This window comes from Neisseria zoodegmatis (genome assembly GCF_900187305.1).
Lineage (GTDB): Bacteria > Pseudomonadota > Gammaproteobacteria > Burkholderiales > Neisseriaceae > Neisseria > Neisseria zoodegmatis.
In genome coordinates this window covers 1,758,306-1,774,568 of record NZ_LT906434.1, presented here as the reverse complement: position 1 = coordinate 1,774,568, position 16,263 = coordinate 1,758,306, and the positions used below count along the sequence as shown (strand labels likewise).

Below are 16,263 nucleotides of genomic sequence, written 5' to 3'. Positions count from 1 at the left end.
AAATTAAAGAGAGGGGTTGGGTAGTTGTTCTGTAATCACAGACGATAAATAGGGTACGGCAAGCTGTGCCAATGCTTCAAAATAACTTGCGCTCAACGACTGCTGCCAGCCTTGGGTGTGCGGCAGGTCGGTAAACGAGCAAACGGTTACGGCCAAAGTAACCAGCAAGATGCCTTTGGCCGCACCGAACAGGCCGCCGAGCAGGCGGTTCACGCTGCCCAAGCCGCTGGCTTTTACCGCCGAGGTGAGCAACGAACGTAAAAAATGCTGCACGAGCCATGCAGCAAAGAATAGGGTAACGAAAGATAAAGCGATGCTTAAGGCTTGGGGTTCGAACGAACTGAATGCAATTTCGGCAAAAGGCACGGCAAATATTTTGGCTACTATAAAAGCCACAATCCATGTGATCAGCGAGGCGATTTCAACAATCAGCCCGCGCATCATCGAGACGATGATACAGATACCGATAAGACCAAACGCGAGAATATCGAAAGTCGTCATTATTGCTGCCCGATGACCATGCCGTCTGCGCCTTTTTGGCGGATTTTTTCCAATGCTTTACCGGCGGCTTCGCGGTTGGGATAGCTGCCGGTGCGGACGCGGTACACTTTGCCTTTGCTGGTTTCGGTTTCGCTCACATAAGTGCTCACGCCCGCATCGGCCAGTTTTTGCTGCATTTGCTGGGCTTGCTGGCGGCTGCTGTATGCACCGATTTGAATCATGGCTTTGGTGTTGGTTTTGCCTTCGAGAATGGCTTTGGGGTCGCTTTTTTCAGCCGGGCGGGAAGATTTGTTGGCCAGAGCGTCTTGAGCGGCCTTGCGGTTGGCTTCTTGTTGTTTTTTCTGTTCGGCTTGGGCGGCACGTTTTTCCGCTTCGGCTTTGGCTTTTTGTGCGGCTTGTGCTGCTTTTTGCTGTGCGGCTTTCTGTTCGGCAGCTTTTTTCTCGGCGGCTTTACGCGCGGCTTCGGCTTGGGCGTCGGGTTCGACGCGGTTGTTGATGATGACTACGGGAGGCGGAGCGTTGTCTGCTTCGGCTTTCGGTGCTTCGGTTTTGGCAGGCTCGCTAACCGGTGCAGGTGCGGTTTTGGCAGATTCTTTTACTGTTTTTTCAGACGGCGTTTCAGGTTTGGTTTCGGGTTTGGCTGCGGCTTGCTGTTTGGCCGTCGCTGTTGCGGCTGCGGCAGTTTCGGTCGACGGTGCGGGAGCAGGTTCGAGCACGGGTTGGGGGGCGGTTTCTGCTTCGGTTGCGGCAGGAGCGGTGAGCGGATTATCCAGCTCGACGCTTTCCGTGCCGCTTTCGGGTGCGGGTTCCAGCACGGCGGCAGGAGACAGATCGGAAGCGTCGTCGGACGAAGCGGCGCGGTTGGGCTGGATAACCGATTGCGTTTGTTCCGGAGAGGCCGTCTGAACGGAAGAGGCGGCTTTAATGGTAATGTTTTCGGCTTCGGCACCTTCGTTGCTTTGGCTTAATACCCTGGCCAAAATAAAGCCCGCCACAATAACCAGTGCCGAAGCTCCGACCAAGCGGCGGCGGTTTTTTCGCTTGAGTTGTTCGTATTCGTTTAACGATTGGAAGCGGTTGTTTGCCATGTTCTGCCTTGTTTACAGGGTTGCCATAACCTCGGCAACGGTGTGGAATGAACCGAAAACGGTAATTCTATCATTTTCCGAAGAAGCCGCCAAAGCTGCTTCGAAGGCTGTCTGAATATTGTTGAAACAGGTTATGTTTTCGATGTTGTGTTCGGCCAATTTCCGGCTTAATGAGTCTATATCCATGCCGCGCGGCAGGTGCAGCGGGGCGATGTACCATTCGTCGAACTGGTCTTTAACGATGTCGAGCACTTGGTCGATGTCTTTGTCGGCCAAGATGCTGAACACGGCGGTGCGTTTTTGGGCGAACGGCAACGCCATCAGCCCTTGCCGCAAGGCGCGGGCGGCGTGCGGGTTGTGGCCTACGTCGAGAATTACCAGCGGCCGGCCGGGCAACACTTGGAAGCGGCCGGGGTTGCTCACCAGCAGCAGGCCGCGTTTGATGGAGCCGATGTCGATGGGCAGTTTGTCGTTTAAGCATTCGATAACGGCCAGCGCGCAGGCAGCGTTGTTTAATTGGTATGCGCCGCGCAGGGCGGGAATCGGCAGGGCGTTGCGGTTGCGTTTGAGGCCGTCTGAAAACAATCGGCCGGATTGCGGGTGGAAATGGAACGACCATTGCTGCTGTTCGAGTTTGCTGAAATCGAAATCGCGCTTGATCAGCAGCAGTTCCGCACCGATGTTTTCGGCATGTTGCCGCAGGGATTCGGGCGGTGGATTTTGGCCGCAGATGGCGGGTTTGCCGCCGCGGAACACGCCTGCTTTTTCGTAGCCGACTTGTTCGACGGTGTCGCCCAAAAAGGATTGGTGATCCAAATCAATGCTGGTAACGACGGCACAGTCGGCATCGAAAATATTGACGGCATCCAAGCGGCCGCCCAAGCCGACTTCGAGCACCATCACGTCGACTTGTTCGCGCATGAAAATATCGATGGCGGCTAAGGTGTTGAACTCGAAATAAGTCAGCGAAATATCGCCGCGCGCGGCTTCGATGCGCTCGAACGAAGCGACGATGGTTTCGTCGCTCACAGGCTCGGCGTTGACGGCGATGCGTTCGTTGAATTTGAGCAGGTGCGGGCTGGTGAGGGTGCCGACTTTGAAGCCTGCCTGTTTGTAAATCTGGGTAAGAAAGGCGCAGACGGAACCTTTGCCGTTGGTGCCTGCCACGACGATCACGGGGCATTGCGGGTTGAGGTTCATGGCGGTTTTGACTTCGCCCACGCGCGACAAACCCATGTCGATCAAGCCTGCGCTGTGTGCGGTTTCGAGATGTGATAACCAGTCGTTGAGTGTTTTCATGATGGTGTTGTGTCGGTGTGTGAGGCCGTCTGAAACACGCTTTGCGTGTTTCAGACGGCCTGTTTATGTTTTCGGTTGCCCCCAGCGCGCCCACACGAGCAGGCGGCGGTAGCTTTCGCGGTCGGTCATATCGGGCAGGATAAACTGCCGAATCTGCCGGTCGCCCAAGTCCCATTTTAAAAACAGGGCGTAGCGGGAAACCAAGCTGCCTGCACACAGTCCGGCGGTAAAGGCGGTTTGTTCGCTGCCGACAAAAACGGCGGCGTTTCCCTGCGGGCCGACGGCGATTTTGTGTATGGCATCGGGGCGGTTCAGTTTATGTATGCGCCATGCCCAAATAAGGCTGGCGGCCAGTAAAATCAAGCCTGCCGCACGCGTGGTTCCGTGGAAAGCGAACAGGCAGGCAAGCACCGCCCAAAGGTGCAGCAATACGGTAAGGGTTAATGCGGTGCGGGAAGGTTTCAAGGCCGTCTGAAAAGCCTGCATGGTTTACATCATGTTGTCGAACACGGGGCTGACGGTCATGTCGGCTTCTTCCATGTCCAGCACCATATCGTGGATTTCCACTTCGAAATATTCCCAAAATGCTTTCAGGCTCATGTCTTCGGGCCATTTGTTTTTGAGGATGTCCCAACCGGCGATTTCGGCTTCAAAGATCTGCTGGTAACGCTCGTCGAAGTAGGAAACCACGGCTTCGGGTTCGTCGAATTGCGGCACGAGAAATACCGAGCAGTTGCTGCGGATTTGTTCGAGGGTCAGGTCGGGCATGTTGTCGTCGGCCTGTTTGAGCCAAGCCAGAAAGTGTGCGGTGGGTTTCAGCACCACGGCGGTGCGGTCTACAAAATACATGAAGTTTCCTTACGGGCGTTTGTTTCAGACGGCATTGTACTCAATATTGAGGCCGTCTGAAATATCGTTTTCAGACGGCCTGTTATGCTACGGAACGATGTTTAGTGGTCGCTGGCTTCAGCCGCGCCGATACCGGTCATCGAGCGTACATATTGAGCTTCGAAACCTGCTTTATCCAATTCGGCCTGTTTCGATTTGTCGGTAATCGAGAAGAACCAAGCTGCGATAAAGGCCAGCGGAATCGAGAACAGGGCAGGGTTGCTGTATGGGAAGATGGCTTCTTTGTTGTGCAGCACTTTCACCCAAACGGTCGGGCCTAAAATAATCAGCACGAAAGCAACCAACAAGCCCAAGAAACCGCCGATAACTGCGCCGCGTGTGGTCAGGCCTTTCCAGAACATCGACAAAGCCAAGATAGGGAAGTTGGCCGAAGCCGCCAGCGCAAACGCCAAACCCACCATAAACGCTACGTTTTGGTTTTCAAACGCAATGCCCAACACAATCGCCAGAACGCCCAAGCCCAAAGTAGCCAAGCGGGATACACGCATTTCTTCTTCTTGAGTGGCTTTGCCTTCGCGGATTACAGAAGAATACAAGTCGTGGCTGACGGCAGACGCACCGGAGAGGGTCAAACCGGCCACTACCGCCAAAATGGTGGCGAACGCAACGGCTGAAATGAAGCCCAAGAACAGGTTGCCGCCCAATGCGCCGGACAAATGCACCGCCGCCATATTGGTGCCGCCGATCATTTCCACAACGGATTTGCCGTCTTGAATCATGGTGGTAAAGAACTGCGGGTTGTCTTTGGTAACGAAAATAATCGCACCGAAACCGATGACAAAGGTCAGCAGGTAGAAGTAGCCGATAAAGCCGGTGGCCACGAACACCGATTTACGCGCTTCTTTGGCATCGGGCACGGTAAAGAAACGCATCAGAATGTGCGGCAGACCGGCCGTACCGAACATCAACGCCAAGCCCAGCGAGAGCGCGTCGATCGGGTTGGACACCAAGCCGCCCGGCGCCATAATCGCAGTGCCTTTTTCGTGGATTTCGGTGGCTTTCAGGAACATGCCTTCCAAGCTGAAGCCGCTGGCTTTCAGAATCATGAACGCCATGAACGTCGCACCGGAAAGCAGCAGCACGGCTTTGATGATTTGCACCCAAGTGGTGGCCAACATACCGCCGAACAATACATACGCCACCATCAGCGCGCCCACGATAATCACTGCGGAAGTGTAGCTCATGCCGAACAGCAACTGAATCAGTTTGCCTGCGCCCACCACTTGCGCGATCAGATACAGAATCACCACCAACAGCGAACCGCTGGCTGCAAACACGCGCACGGGTTTTTGTTTCAGGCGGTAGGCAACTACGTCGGAGAACGTGAATTTACCCAAGTTGCGCAAGCGTTCGGCTACGAGGAACAATACGATCGGCCAGCCCACCAAGAAGCCGGTGGAGTAGATCAGGCCGTCGTAACCGGTGGTGTACACCATGGCGGAAATACCCAAAAACGACGCGGCAGACATGTAGTCGCCCGCAATCGCCAAGCCGTTTTGGAAGCCGGAAATGCCGCCGCCGGCGGTGTAGAAGTCTTTGGTGGATTTGTTTTGCTTGGCAGCCCATTTGGTAATAAACAGGGTACCGCCGACGAAAATCAGGAACATCACGATGGCCGCGATGTTTAAGGGTTGTTTTTGAACTTCGCCGGTGAAGGCATCCGCCCAAACGCTGCCGGAAGCCAAGAGAGCAACTGCGGTGATTAATAATTTACTCATCTGATTTATTCTCCCTGAACTTCGCGCACGACTTCTTTGGTCATGTCTTCGAATTTACCGTTGGCAATGCTCACGTAGATGCCGGTGGTAACAAATGAAAAGATAATGACAAACAAACCGGCATAAATGCCCCAAGTGGTAATGCTGCCTTCAGATACGGGTTTGGCAAATGTTTCGGGCGATTCGCCGATCATCCAAATGTAGAGGACGTACATAAAAAAAATCACCGCAGAAAACCCCCATCCGATCAGGGCTTTTTGACGGGCCATCCGCTGGAATTTGGGATGTTTGAGCACTTGTTGTGCCGTTTGTTTTTCCATTTTTCTTCTCCTTTTTTACAAAACCTTTAAGGTGTAAACGATGGGCATTAAAATTAAAAAATATTGCAATGGCTAATTTTATTTTCTGATAGTATCAATTTGTTTTGTTGATGGTATAAGCCAAAAAATATGATTTTAAAAGAAATATCATTCTTAAAAAAACTTTTCAGACGGCCTCGAAATGTGTTAAAACAAGCAAGCGGACACTACATTAAATCAAGCCGCATAACGCTTTATTCATAACATAATAAATAAATGAAGTGAGAAATAATGGACTACAACCAACTGAAAACATTCACCGAGGTTGCCCATATCGGCAACCTGACCCAAGCGGCGGAGCGTTTGCATTTATCGCAGCCCGCCGTTTCCGCGCAAATTAAATCGCTGGAAAAACGGCTCGACGTAACCCTGTTTAAGCGCACCACCAACGGCATGGAGCTGACGCCCGCCGGAGAAGTGTTTTTGCCGGAAGCCGAAACTTTACTGCAACATCACCATAAGCTCGACTGCTTTGCCAAAACGCTGGCTGAGCATTATGTCGCCCATGCCGATATCGGTTTGATCCATCCCGTACCTTCCGACAAAATCACCCGTCTTACCGAAAAAGTGCTCGGCCACGATCCTGATATTCTCTTTCATATTCAATATGGTATGAGCGGCGAAATCGAACAGCGCGTGCTGGATAAACAGCTGCACGGCGGATTTTTCCTCGGCCCAGTCAATCACCGCAGTTTGCGCAGTATTTTTCTGCAAGACATTCATTATTCGCTGATTTGTCCGCTGGAAGCCGAAGAGACTGTTCGAGAAGACCTGCCCGCGAGCTTGGGGCAGTATGCGTGGATTGAAATGTCGGGCGTGTCGGGCAGCCGCAAGCACATGCAGCAGTTTTGGCGCAAACATAAAATCTCGCCCAAGCGCCAGATTATTTGCGATTATTCCCAAACCATTATTGATTTGGTGTGTCAGGGAACGGGCGTTGCCGTCGTGCCCGAACACCGTGCCCGTTTTGCCAAAGAGAGCGGCAGACCGATTGCGGTTATCGAGGAATACCGCCAAACCATGCCGCTGCATTTCATTTATTTGAACGAGTTTGAAGAAGACCCCATTTTGAATCTGCTGAAAAATTGTGTGGAAGAAGTGTGGGGAATATAAAGTTGAGGGGAATATAAAGTTGAAATGCTTGGTATGAATTCCGATTGATATCGCTAAGCTGCCATTACATAAGTACATGAGGCCGTCTGAAAAAATATTTTCAGACGGCCTCATCTATTTTTAAAAGCAGTTTACTTGGCTTTCAATGCCGATGCTTCTTGAGCCAAGCGGGTGATGGCTGCCCAGTCCTGATTTTTGACTGAATCTTTGGGTGTCAGCCATGAACCGCCGACGCATAAGACGTTGGGCAGTTTCAGGTATTCGGGCGCGGTGTCGGGGCTGATGCCGCCGGTGGGGCAGAATTTCACTTGCGGGAACGGGCCGTAGAGGGCTTTGAGCATGTTGATGCCGCCCACGACTTCAGCAGGGAAGAGTTTCATGGTGTCGATGCCGTGTTCCAGCGCGAGCATCAGCTCGCCGGGCGTGGCGATGCCGGGGATAACGGCGATGCTGCTTTGGGCGGCGGCTTTGGCGAAATGGGTATTGAAGCCGGGGCTGATGGCAAATACCGCGCCGGCATCTTCTACGGCTTTGAGTTGCTCGCCGTTGATGACGGTACCTGCGCCGACGATGGCGCCGGGCACTTCTTTCTTAATCAGCTCGATGGCTTTGAGGCCGTGCTCGGTACGCAGGGTAATTTCCAGCGTGGGGATGCCGCCTTCTACCAGTGCGTGCGCCAAATCGACGGCGGTGTGGATGTCGTCGATGGCCATTACGGGCACTACTGCACCGGCGGAAAGAATGTCGCGTGCGTTCATGGGTTGCTCCAAGTTTGAAGACGGGGAGGCCGTCTGAATTTCTGAATAAATAATAATCAATAAAGGATTCGGCTGTTTTTCAGACGGCCTCATTAATTTAAGGCAGGCCGTCTGAAAATGGTGTGTTGCTTGTTAGGCAAAGTCGCCGCCGAAGCTCATGGCACCGGTTTCGGCGCTGCTGGTGATGCTGCGGAAACCGGCAAACAGTTCGCGGCCGATGCCGTGGGTGTTTTTGCTTAAATCCGGCACGGGTGTTTCGCGGGCGTTCCATTCGGCTTCGTTGACGAGGGCGGTAAGTTTGCCGGTAACGGAATCGAAGCGGATGAGGTCGCCGGTGCGGATTTTGCCGATGCCGCCACCGAGCAGGGCTTCGGGGCTCATGTGGATGGAGGCGGGCACTTTGCCCGATGCGCCCGACATGCGGCCGTCTGTAACCAGTGCGACTTTAAAGCCGCGGTCTTGCAGGATGCCTAAAGGCGGCGTGAGTTTGTGCAGCTCGGGCATACCGTTGGCGCGCGGGCCTTGGAAGCGTACTACGCACACGAAATCGCGCTCCAATTCGCCGCGCTCGAAGGCGGCCAATACTTCGCGTTGGTCGTCAAACACGATGGCGGGCGCTTCTATGATGCGGCAGTGTTCGCGCACGGCGGAAACTTTAATCACGCCGCGGCCGATGTTTCCTTTCATCAAACGAAGGCCGCCGTCGGGCGAGAAGGGGCGCGAGAAGGGGCGCAGGATGTCTTCGTCGCGGCTTTCGGCAACGGCGTCTTGCCATTCGAGTTTGCCGTCAATCAGGAAAGGCTCTTTGGTATAAGCTTCCATGCCGTGCCCCATCACGGTATCGACATCGTCGTGCAGCAGGCCGTTGTTGCGCAATTCGCGGATCACGAAAGGCAGGCCGCCGACAGCGGCGAAGTGGTTAACGTCGGCTTGGCCGTTGGGGTAAACGCGGATTAATAGCGGAATGATAGACGATATTTCGTCGAAGTCGTCCCAAGTGAGAATAATGCCGGCAGCGCGTGCCATGGCTACCAAGTGCATGGTGTGGTTGGTGGAGCCGCCGGTTGCCATCAGGCCGATTAGGGCGTTCACAAACGATTTTTCACTCAGCATCTCGCCCATGGGTTTGGCGGTGCCGTTTTTAATGCTTTCGACCAAATGGGCGGCGGCGTAGCGGGTTAAGGCTTCGCGCATGGGGGTGTAAGGGTGGAAAAACGCGGCGGCAGGCAGATGCATGCCCATCATTTCCATCATCATTTGGTTGGAATTGGCCGTGCCGTAAAAGGTGCAGGTGCCGGGGCTGTGATACGAACCCATTTCGCTTTCGAGCAGCGCATCGCGGCCGACCTTGCCTTCGGCGAAAAGCTGGCGGGTGCGGGCTTTTTCCTTGTTGCCGATGCCGCTCTGCATCGGGCCGGCGGGGGTGAAGATGCCGGGAATGTGGCCGCAGCTCAGCGCGCCTATCATCAGGCCGGGTACGATTTTGTCGCACACGCCGAAATACAATGCGCCGTCAAACATTTGATGCGACAGGCCGACTGCCGTGCTCATGGCAATCACGTCGCGCGAGAACAATGAAAGCTCCATCCCTTCGTAGCCCTGCGTGATGCCGTCGCACATGGCGGGTGTGCCGCCGGCTACTTGGGCGGTGGCGCCGTGTTTTTGGGCTTCGTCTTTAATCCAGTCGGGAAATTGGAAAAACGGCTGGTGGGCGGACACCATGTCGTTGTAGGCGGTAATCATGCCCAAATTCGGCGTGCTGTGTTTGAGCATTTCGATTTTAATGGTGTTGGGCATGGCGGCATAGCCGTGGGCGAGGTTGGAGCAGCCCAGCTGGTCGCGCTCGACGCGGCCTTGCTGTTTCAGGGCGCGGATGCGTTTGAGATACGCTCCGCGGGTGGGGCGGCTGCGTTGGACGATGCGCTCGGTTACGGCGGCGAGCTTGGGGTGGAGGGGGGCGGGGGTGTTCATGGTGTTCTGCCTTTCGTAGCGGTGTGCGGCGGAAGATATTATTGGCTGGATGTTGTGCCTTGTTTTTAAGAAGATTCAAACAGATAAGGCCGTCTGAAAATACTCTTCTCCAAATTATAATATATATTTGTAGTTTAGTTACAAAATAATGCTTGAGCTAAGTCAAACTTTTCTGCGTAGTTTTGTAACAAAATTAAAGCCGAAGTTCATGTAACGATTTGACTATATGTTTACATAGGTCAAAATTTTATTAAAAACAGCATGGACAAAATGTGTAGTGCTGTGTAGGATTGCTACTGATTTTATTTTGATTACAGTAATCAAAAACGGCGTGTAGTTTTATGCAAATCATATACATAGTTCCGATCAAAGAGCTGAAATAAAACAGAAGGTTGGCCGGGGCTTTGAATGGTACGCGGCAGATTGCCAGACTGCGTTTGGCAGCGGTGCGAGCCGGCCTCAATATCAATAAAAAAATGAAAGAAGATGGATGAATACGCAAACAAACTTCGATTTGGTGTTATTTGGTGCAACCGGCGATTTGGCCATGCGCAAACTGCTGCCCTGCCTGTATCAAGCACATGTGGCGGGCTTACTGCATCCCGACGGCCGTATCTTGGGGGTAAGCCGCAGCGATTTGGATACCGCCGGTTTTTTGGCAAAGGTCGAAACCAACTCTAAAATCCACATCAAACAGAATTTCAGTGAAGAAGCGTGGGCATCATTCATCAAACGCATTACTTATGTACCGGTGGACGTTACCCGACCCGAGCATTTCAAAACGCTGGCCGAAACCGTAAAAGCACGCCAGCAAACCGATAACGTAGTCATCTATCTTTCTACTGCGCCGAAATTCTTCGCGCCTGCTTGTGAAAATCTGGCCGCTGTGGGCTTGAATGCCGCCAACGTGCGCATCGTGCTCGAAAAACCCTTGGGCACCGATTTGAAGTCTTCGCAAGAAATCAACACCGATGTCGCCCGTTTCTTCAAAGAAGAGCAGGTTTACCGCATCGACCACTATTTGGGCAAAGAATCGTTGCAAAACCTGCTGGCTTTGCGTTTTGCCAACGTGATGTTCGAGCCGTTGTGGAACAACAAATATGTGAAAAGCGTTCAACTGACCATCGCCGAGCAATTGGGCGTGGAAGAGCGCGGCGAGTTTTACGACATCACCGGTGCGTTGCGCGATATGGTGCAAAACCACCTGATGCAGATGTTGTGCATGACGGCGATGGAGGCGCCCGCCGGTTTGGATGCCGATGCCGTGCGCGATGAAAAACTGAAAGTGATTAAGTCTCTGAAACCGCTGACTTCCGCCGATGTCGATGCCAACGTGGTACGCGGCCAATATACCGCCGCCCAAAAAGACGGCCAAACAGTCAACGGCTATTTGCAAGAGCATAACGTACCGGCCGACAGCCGCACCGAAACGTATGTGGCCATCAGAGCGGAAATCGACAACCAACGTTGGGCGGGCGTGCCTTTCTACTTGCGCACCGGCAAACGCATGGCGGGTAAAGTGGCCGAAATCGTGCTGAATTTCCGCGATTTACCCAATCATATTTTCGACGGCAGCCAAAAAGCGCCCAACCGTTTGGTTATCGAACTGCAACCTACCGAATCCATCCGCCTGTACACGCAAGTCAAAACGCCCGGAGCGGGAAATCATGTGGAACTCACCGCTTTGAGCGTGGACATGGGTAAAGAAGTGGCCGGTCGCCGTGCGGAAGCCTACGAGCGTTTGCTGTTGGATGTGATCAACGGCAAGCTGGCACTGTTCAACCGCCGCGACGAACTTGAGGCCGCGTGGGAATGGGTGATGCCGATTATGGAAAACTGGGAAAGCAGCCCGCCTCCGCCGCACGGTTATGCCGCACATTCTTGGGGCCCCGAAGCGGCACGCGAATTGCTGGCACGCGACGGCAATCAATGGCACGAAGAACAATAAATCAAGGTTGTTTCAGACGGCCTCCTGCTTCTTGAGGCCGTCTGAAAAAATAGAGAAAGGAAATATCATGGCTTACCAATGGCACCATCACGAAAGTGCCGCCGCATCTGCCGCCGCCTTGGCCGATGCCGTTGCCGCTGCATTGGAAGTTGCGCTGGATAAACGGGGCAATGCCGTTTTAGCCGTGTCGGGCGGACGTTCGCCAATCGCTTTTTTTGAAGCCTTATCGCAGAGAGATTTGGATTGGGCTCATATTGCCGTTACGCTGGTGGACGAGCGTATCGTTCCTACCGACCACCCCGACAGCAATACCGGATTGGTACATGAATACCTGTTGAAAAACAAAGCCGCCGCCTCGGAGTGGATTCCGGTGGTGGAAGCGGAACGGCAAGTAGCCGATCTACAACCCGAAGCTGTTGTTCAGACGGCCTTGAAACATTACCGCCAGCCGGACGCGTTGGTGTTGGGGATGGGCGGTGACGGGCACACCGCATCGCTGTTTCCGCAGGCACCGCAATTGGACAGCGGGCTGGATTTGGCCAACGAAGTGCCGCTGCTGCATACCACGCCCGTGACCGCGCCGCATGAGCGTGTGAGCATGACGCTGGCTGCCATTGTGAAAACGCCCGCAGTATTTTTGGCGATTCAAGGCGCAGAGAAAAAAGCCGTGTTCGATCAGGCCGCCGCCGCGCTTTCGAAAAACCTCCCGACCAGTTTTATTCTTAATAATGAAAAGGTAAATTGCCATGTCCACTACGCAAACTGAAACCGTTGTTGCCGAATGGCCGCGTTTGGTAGCCGATGTCGGCGGTACCAATGCACGCTTTGCGCTGGAAACCTCGCCGCAGCAGCTTGAGCAGATAGAAGTGCTGAAGTGCAATGATTACGACACCATCGTCGATGCCATCCGCGAATACCTGAAGCGCGCCGGCAACCTCAAAATCAGCCACGCGGCGATTGCGATTGCCAACCCGATTTTGGGCGATTGGGTGCAGATGACCAACCATCATTGGGCGTTTTCAATCGAGACCACACGCCAATCTTTGTGTTTGGACACCTTGATTTTGTTGAACGATTTTACCGCACAGGCTTTGGCGATTACCCGTTTGCCCAAAGAGGAATTGGTGCAGGTGGGCGGTTCCAAACCGGTGGAGAATGCGCCGAAAGCCGTGATCGGGCCGGGCACCGGTTTGGGTGTAAGCGGGCTGATTCCCAGCAATTCGGGCTGGGTACCGCTGGCAGGCGAGGGCGGTCATGTAAGCTTTTCGCCTTTTGACGACGCGGAAATTATGATTTGGCAATACGCTAAGAAAAAATACGGCCATGTGTCGGCCGAGCGCTTTTTGAGCGGTGCCGGGTTGGTATTAATTCATGAAGCTTTGTCAGAAAAAGAGGGTGTCAAACGTCAAAAAATGAAGCCGTCTGAAATCAGCGAGCAGGCGTTGAGTGGCTCTTCGCCCTTATGCCGTTTGACCTTGGATATTTTCTGCGCCATGTTGGGCACGGTATCGTCCAATCTCGCGCTTACATTGGGCGCAAGCGGCGGCGTGTATTTGTGCGGCGGCATCATTCCGCGTTTTATTGATTATTTCAAAAGCTCGCCTTTCCGCACGCGCTTTGAAAGCAAAGGCCGCTTTGATGCTTATCTGGCGGCGATTCCCGTATATATCGTGTTGGGGAAACATCCCGGTATTACGGGTGCGGCTGTGGCCTTGTCCCATCATTTGGAAGGCAAGTGCAACAACACTGCGGCATTAGGCGGCGCGGCAGGCAAAAAAGCATAAAGCGGTATGTTTTTCTGCATTGAATAATCTGAGCAAACCAGTATCCGGATATCCAAAAATAAAAAAATTAAAGAGAGTAGAATCATTATGTTAAGTAAAATCAGCGAATCACTCGGCGATTTGTCGGGTGCGGAGAGAAAAGTGGCCGAATCGGCTTTGGCCGAACCGAAATGGTTTGTTCATGCCGCAGTGGCTGAGATTGCCGAACGCGCTTCCGTAAGCCAGCCTACCGTTATCCGTTTTTGCCGCAGCTTGGGTTACAAAGGCTTGCCCGAGTTCAAACTGGCTTTGTCGGCAAGTCTCGGCAATGAAGGTATGCCTTATGTGCATGAAGAGCTGAATGCCGACGATGATATGGGTACGGTGGTGGAGAAAGTGCTCGGCAATGCCGCCGCCTCCATTTTGGGCGCGCGCCGCTTTTTAAAAGAAGCCGACCTTGAAGCCGCCGTGGCCATGCTCAGCCAAGCGCGCCGTATTGAGTTTTACGGTGTGGGGAACTCGGGCATCGTTGCTCAAGACGCGCAACATAAGTTTTTCCGCTTCGGCATTTCTACCGTGGCTTACGTCGATACCCACATTCAATTGATGGCTGCATCGGTGTTGAGTAGCCAAGATGTGTTGGTGGTGATTTCCAATTCCGGTTCTTCGATCGAATTGCTAGATGCCGTGAGCATTGCCAAAGAAAACGGTGCTTCCGTGATTGCGGTTACACGCTCGGAATCGCCGCTTGCTCAATTGGCCGATTGCGTGCTGAGTATTTCCTCCCAAGAAAACAGCGAATTGTACACGCCGATGGTGTCGCGCCTGCTTCAGTTGGCTGTTATTGATATTCTGACGATCGGTTTGGCGTTGAGACTCGGCGAAACCGCCAGCCTGCAATTGCAGAAAGGCAAACGCAGCATTCACAGCAAACATTTGGAATACAACAAGGAAGAGTCATGAAACATATGCAGGAATTGCCTGTATGGCGCGAGCTGTGGAAGCATTTTGATGCCACCAAAAACCTGCACATGCGCGATTTGTTTAAAGACGATCCGCACCGTGCCGAACGCTATTGGCTGGAAGTGGGCGGCCTGATATTGGATTATTCTAAAAACCGCATCACCGATGAAACGCTGTCTCTACTGATGCAGTTGGCTCGGGAAGCGGGTGTGCTGGAACGTATCAAGCAGATGTTTCGCGGCGAAAAAATCAACACCACCGAAAACCGCGCCGTGTTGCATGTGGCTCTGCGCAACCGTACCAATGCCCCGATTCTTGTAGACGGCGAAGACGTAATGCCGCAAGTGAACCGTGTTTTGCACCGCATGGGCGAGTTTGCCCACGAAGTGCGCAGCGGCGAATGGCTGGGCTATACCAATCAAGTGATTACCGATGTGGTGAATATCGGCATCGGCGGCTCGGATTTGGGGCCGCTGATGATGTGTACCGCACTCAAACCCTACGGCCATCCGCGTTTGAGAATGCACTTTGTTTCCAATGTGGACGGTTCGCAGTTGCGCGACGTGCTGGAAAAAGTACACCCCGAAACCACGTTGTTCATCATCGCTTCCAAAACCTTTACCACGCAAGAAACCCTTACCAACGCCCTGACTGCACGCGAGTGGTTTTTGAAGCATGCCGACGAAGAATCGGCGGTGGCTAAACATTTTGTGGCCGTATCCACCAATAAAAAAGCCGTTGCCGATTTCGGTATCGACACCGCCAATATGTTTGAATTTTGGGATTGGGTCGGCGGACGTTACAGCCTGTGGTCGGCAATCGGCCTGCCGATTATGCTTTATCTGGGCGAAGAAAATTTCATTGAAATGCTCAATGGCGCGCACTTGATGGACCAGCATTTTTTCAATGCGCCGCTGGAACAGAACATGCCGGTATTGCTGGCGATGATCGGGATTTGGTACATCAATTATTACGGCGGCGGCAGCCACATTATCGCCCCGTACGACCAACACCTGCACCGCCTGCCCAAATTTATCCAGCAGCTTGATATGGAAAGCAACGGCAAACAGGTTACGCTCGACGGCAAAGCGGTGGAGCATGAAACCGCACCGATTATTTGGGGCGAAACCGGTATCAACGGCCAGCATGCTTTCTTCCAATTGCTGCATCAAGGCACGCACATTACGCCCATCGACCTGATTGCCTCGCTGCAAAAGCGCAGCAATTTACCCGGCCATCACGAAATTTTGCTGGCCAACGTCTTCGCTCAAGCGGAAGCATTTATGCGCGGCAAAACGCCTGACGAAGTGCGCACAGAGTTGAAAGCGCAGGGTATGGATGAGGCGCATATCGAAGACTTGGTGCCACATAAAACCTTCTCCGGCAACCGCCCCAGTAATCTGATTCTAATGAACAAAATCAACCCCCGCAACATGGGCAGCCTGATTGCCTTGTATGAACACAAAACCTTTGTGCAGGGCATCATTTGGGGCATCAACAGTTTTGACCAATGGGGTGTAGAGCTGGGCAAACAGCTTGCCAAAACGATTTTGTCGGAGCTGACCGGCGAAACCGAAGTGCAGCCGCACGACAGCTCCACCGAGCGGCTAATCCGCTTATACCGCAATGCCAATTGCGACAAAGATGCCGGCTGCTAAGGTTTTTATCGCATAGAAAAAGCAAACGGGTAGCACAGCATAATAGGCCGTCTGAAAACATGTTTTTAGGCGGTAAAAAATATATGAGGTATATAAAAAATCGCAATATCCGTTTGATAAGAGTATGAGTATTATCGGTATTTCAACCGCTGTCGGGTTTGCCTCCGATAGCCGTGTGGGAATAACGGTTTTTAATAAATCACGTTTGTATAAGG

Annotated in this window: 15 protein-coding genes; 6 read left to right on the top strand and 9 right to left on the bottom strand. The window is 53.1% G+C overall.

Annotated elements, in window-relative coordinates; all coding sequences use genetic code 11:
* Positions 1 to 3 precede the first annotated feature (3 nt).
* The 7 genes from CKV66_RS08330 to CKV66_RS08300 all read right to left on the bottom strand — a co-directional run bounded on the left by CKV66_RS08330 (position 4) and on the right by CKV66_RS08300 (position 5,835).
* On the bottom strand, positions 4 to 501 hold the full coding sequence (locus tag CKV66_RS08330; RefSeq protein WP_085362973.1) for a CvpA family protein: 498 nt from the start codon (positions 499 to 501) through the stop codon (positions 4 to 6).
* A complete protein-coding gene (locus tag CKV66_RS08325) occupies positions 501 to 1,589 on the bottom strand; it encodes an SPOR domain-containing protein (RefSeq protein WP_085362972.1) in 1,089 nt (362 codons plus the stop codon). Before CKV66_RS08325 ends, CKV66_RS08330 begins: the two co-directional genes overlap by 1 nt.
* 12 nt (positions 1,590 to 1,601) lie before the next feature.
* Positions 1,602 to 2,888: a bifunctional tetrahydrofolate synthase/dihydrofolate synthase gene (gene folC / locus CKV66_RS08320; protein WP_085362971.1), complete on the bottom strand. Its 1,287-nt coding sequence runs from the start codon at positions 2,886 to 2,888 to the stop codon at positions 1,602 to 1,604.
* Positions 2,889 to 2,951: 63 nt separating this feature from the next.
* The gene (locus tag CKV66_RS08315; protein ID WP_085362970.1) at positions 2,952 to 3,374 is read right to left on the bottom strand and encodes a protein YgfX; all 423 of its coding nucleotides are present in this window, start codon (positions 3,372 to 3,374) and stop codon (positions 2,952 to 2,954) included.
* 3 nt (positions 3,375 to 3,377) lie between these two features.
* Positions 3,378 to 3,737, bottom strand: coding sequence for a hypothetical protein (locus CKV66_RS08310; protein ID WP_085362969.1), 360 nt, complete (start codon positions 3,735 to 3,737; stop codon positions 3,378 to 3,380).
* Between the two features lie 101 nt (positions 3,738 to 3,838).
* A complete protein-coding gene (locus CKV66_RS08305; protein ID WP_085362968.1) occupies positions 3,839 to 5,515 on the bottom strand; it encodes a cation acetate symporter in 1,677 nt (558 codons plus the stop codon).
* A gap of 5 nt (positions 5,516 to 5,520) precedes the next feature.
* A complete protein-coding gene (locus CKV66_RS08300; protein WP_085362967.1) occupies positions 5,521 to 5,835 on the bottom strand; it encodes a DUF485 domain-containing protein in 315 nt (104 codons plus the stop codon).
* A 270-nt stretch (positions 5,836 to 6,105) separates the two neighbouring features.
* On the opposite strand from CKV66_RS08300, the gene CKV66_RS08295 reads away from it, so the two are divergent.
* Complete coding sequence (locus CKV66_RS08295) at positions 6,106 to 6,987, top strand: LysR family transcriptional regulator (RefSeq protein ID WP_085362966.1); 882 nt, start codon at positions 6,106 to 6,108, stop codon at positions 6,985 to 6,987.
* A 131-nt stretch (positions 6,988 to 7,118) separates the two neighbouring features.
* Here the strand turns inward: CKV66_RS08295 and CKV66_RS08290 are convergent, their stop codons facing one another.
* On the bottom strand, positions 7,119 to 7,745 hold the full coding sequence (locus CKV66_RS08290; protein WP_085363102.1) for a bifunctional 4-hydroxy-2-oxoglutarate aldolase/2-dehydro-3-deoxy-phosphogluconate aldolase: 627 nt from the start codon (positions 7,743 to 7,745) through the stop codon (positions 7,119 to 7,121).
* Between the two features lie 132 nt (positions 7,746 to 7,877).
* The gene (gene edd, locus CKV66_RS08285) at positions 7,878 to 9,716 is read right to left on the bottom strand and encodes a phosphogluconate dehydratase (RefSeq protein ID WP_095197864.1); all 1,839 of its coding nucleotides are present in this window, start codon (positions 9,714 to 9,716) and stop codon (positions 7,878 to 7,880) included.
* A 490-nt stretch (positions 9,717 to 10,206) separates the two neighbouring features.
* Between edd and zwf the strand changes: the two genes are divergently transcribed.
* The 5 genes from zwf (at position 10,207) to pgi (ending at position 16,048) form a co-directional block, all read left to right on the top strand.
* Positions 10,207 to 11,664: a glucose-6-phosphate dehydrogenase gene (zwf, locus tag CKV66_RS08280; protein ID WP_085362964.1), complete on the top strand. Its 1,458-nt coding sequence runs from the start codon at positions 10,207 to 10,209 to the stop codon at positions 11,662 to 11,664.
* 67 nt (positions 11,665 to 11,731) lie between these two features.
* On the top strand, positions 11,732 to 12,430 hold the full coding sequence (gene pgl / locus CKV66_RS08275) for a 6-phosphogluconolactonase (protein ID WP_085362963.1): 699 nt from the start codon (positions 11,732 to 11,734) through the stop codon (positions 12,428 to 12,430).
* Complete coding sequence (locus tag CKV66_RS08270) at positions 12,411 to 13,448, top strand: glucokinase (protein ID WP_085362962.1); 1,038 nt, start codon at positions 12,411 to 12,413, stop codon at positions 13,446 to 13,448. Before pgl ends, CKV66_RS08270 begins: the two co-directional genes overlap by 20 nt.
* 87 nt (positions 13,449 to 13,535) lie before the next feature.
* Entirely contained in the window at positions 13,536 to 14,390 is an 855-nt protein-coding gene (locus CKV66_RS08265; RefSeq protein WP_085362961.1) for an SIS domain-containing protein, read from the top strand.
* The gene (gene pgi, locus CKV66_RS08260) at positions 14,387 to 16,048 is read left to right on the top strand and encodes a glucose-6-phosphate isomerase (RefSeq protein WP_085362960.1); all 1,662 of its coding nucleotides are present in this window, start codon (positions 14,387 to 14,389) and stop codon (positions 16,046 to 16,048) included. The genes CKV66_RS08265 and pgi overlap by 4 nt, the downstream gene beginning before the upstream one ends.
* Positions 16,049 to 16,263 lie beyond the last annotated feature (215 nt).

Coding starts and splice junctions, on each gene's coding strand:
- CKV66_RS08270 (WP_085362962.1), top strand. CDS start 12,411: ATGTCCACTACGCAAACTGAAACCGTTGTTGCCGAATGGCCGCGTTTG.
- CKV66_RS08265 (WP_085362961.1), top strand. CDS start 13,536: ATGTTAAGTAAAATCAGCGAATCACTCGGCGATTTGTCGGGTGCGGAG.
- CKV66_RS08310 (WP_085362969.1), bottom strand. CDS start 3,737: ATGTATTTTGTAGACCGCACCGCCGTGGTGCTGAAACCCACCGCACAC.
- CKV66_RS08300 (WP_085362967.1), bottom strand. CDS start 5,835: ATGGAAAAACAAACGGCACAACAAGTGCTCAAACATCCCAAATTCCAG.
- CKV66_RS08325 (WP_085362972.1), bottom strand. CDS start 1,589: ATGGCAAACAACCGCTTCCAATCGTTAAACGAATACGAACAACTCAAG.
- folC (WP_085362971.1), bottom strand. CDS start 2,888: ATGAAAACACTCAACGACTGGTTATCACATCTCGAAACCGCACACAGC.
- pgi (WP_085362960.1), top strand. CDS start 14,387: ATGAAACATATGCAGGAATTGCCTGTATGGCGCGAGCTGTGGAAGCAT.
- CKV66_RS08295 (WP_085362966.1), top strand. CDS start 6,106: ATGGACTACAACCAACTGAAAACATTCACCGAGGTTGCCCATATCGGC.
- CKV66_RS08305 (WP_085362968.1), bottom strand. CDS start 5,515: ATGAGTAAATTATTAATCACCGCAGTTGCTCTCTTGGCTTCCGGCAGC.
- CKV66_RS08290 (WP_085363102.1), bottom strand. CDS start 7,745: ATGAACGCACGCGACATTCTTTCCGCCGGTGCAGTAGTGCCCGTAATG.
- edd (WP_095197864.1), bottom strand. CDS start 9,716: ATGAACACCCCCGCCCCCCTCCACCCCAAGCTCGCCGCCGTAACCGAG.
- CKV66_RS08330 (WP_085362973.1), bottom strand. CDS start 501: ATGACGACTTTCGATATTCTCGCGTTTGGTCTTATCGGTATCTGTATC.
- zwf (WP_085362964.1), top strand. CDS start 10,207: ATGAATACGCAAACAAACTTCGATTTGGTGTTATTTGGTGCAACCGGC.
- pgl (WP_085362963.1), top strand. CDS start 11,732: ATGGCTTACCAATGGCACCATCACGAAAGTGCCGCCGCATCTGCCGCC.
- CKV66_RS08315 (WP_085362970.1), bottom strand. CDS start 3,374: ATGCAGGCTTTTCAGACGGCCTTGAAACCTTCCCGCACCGCATTAACC.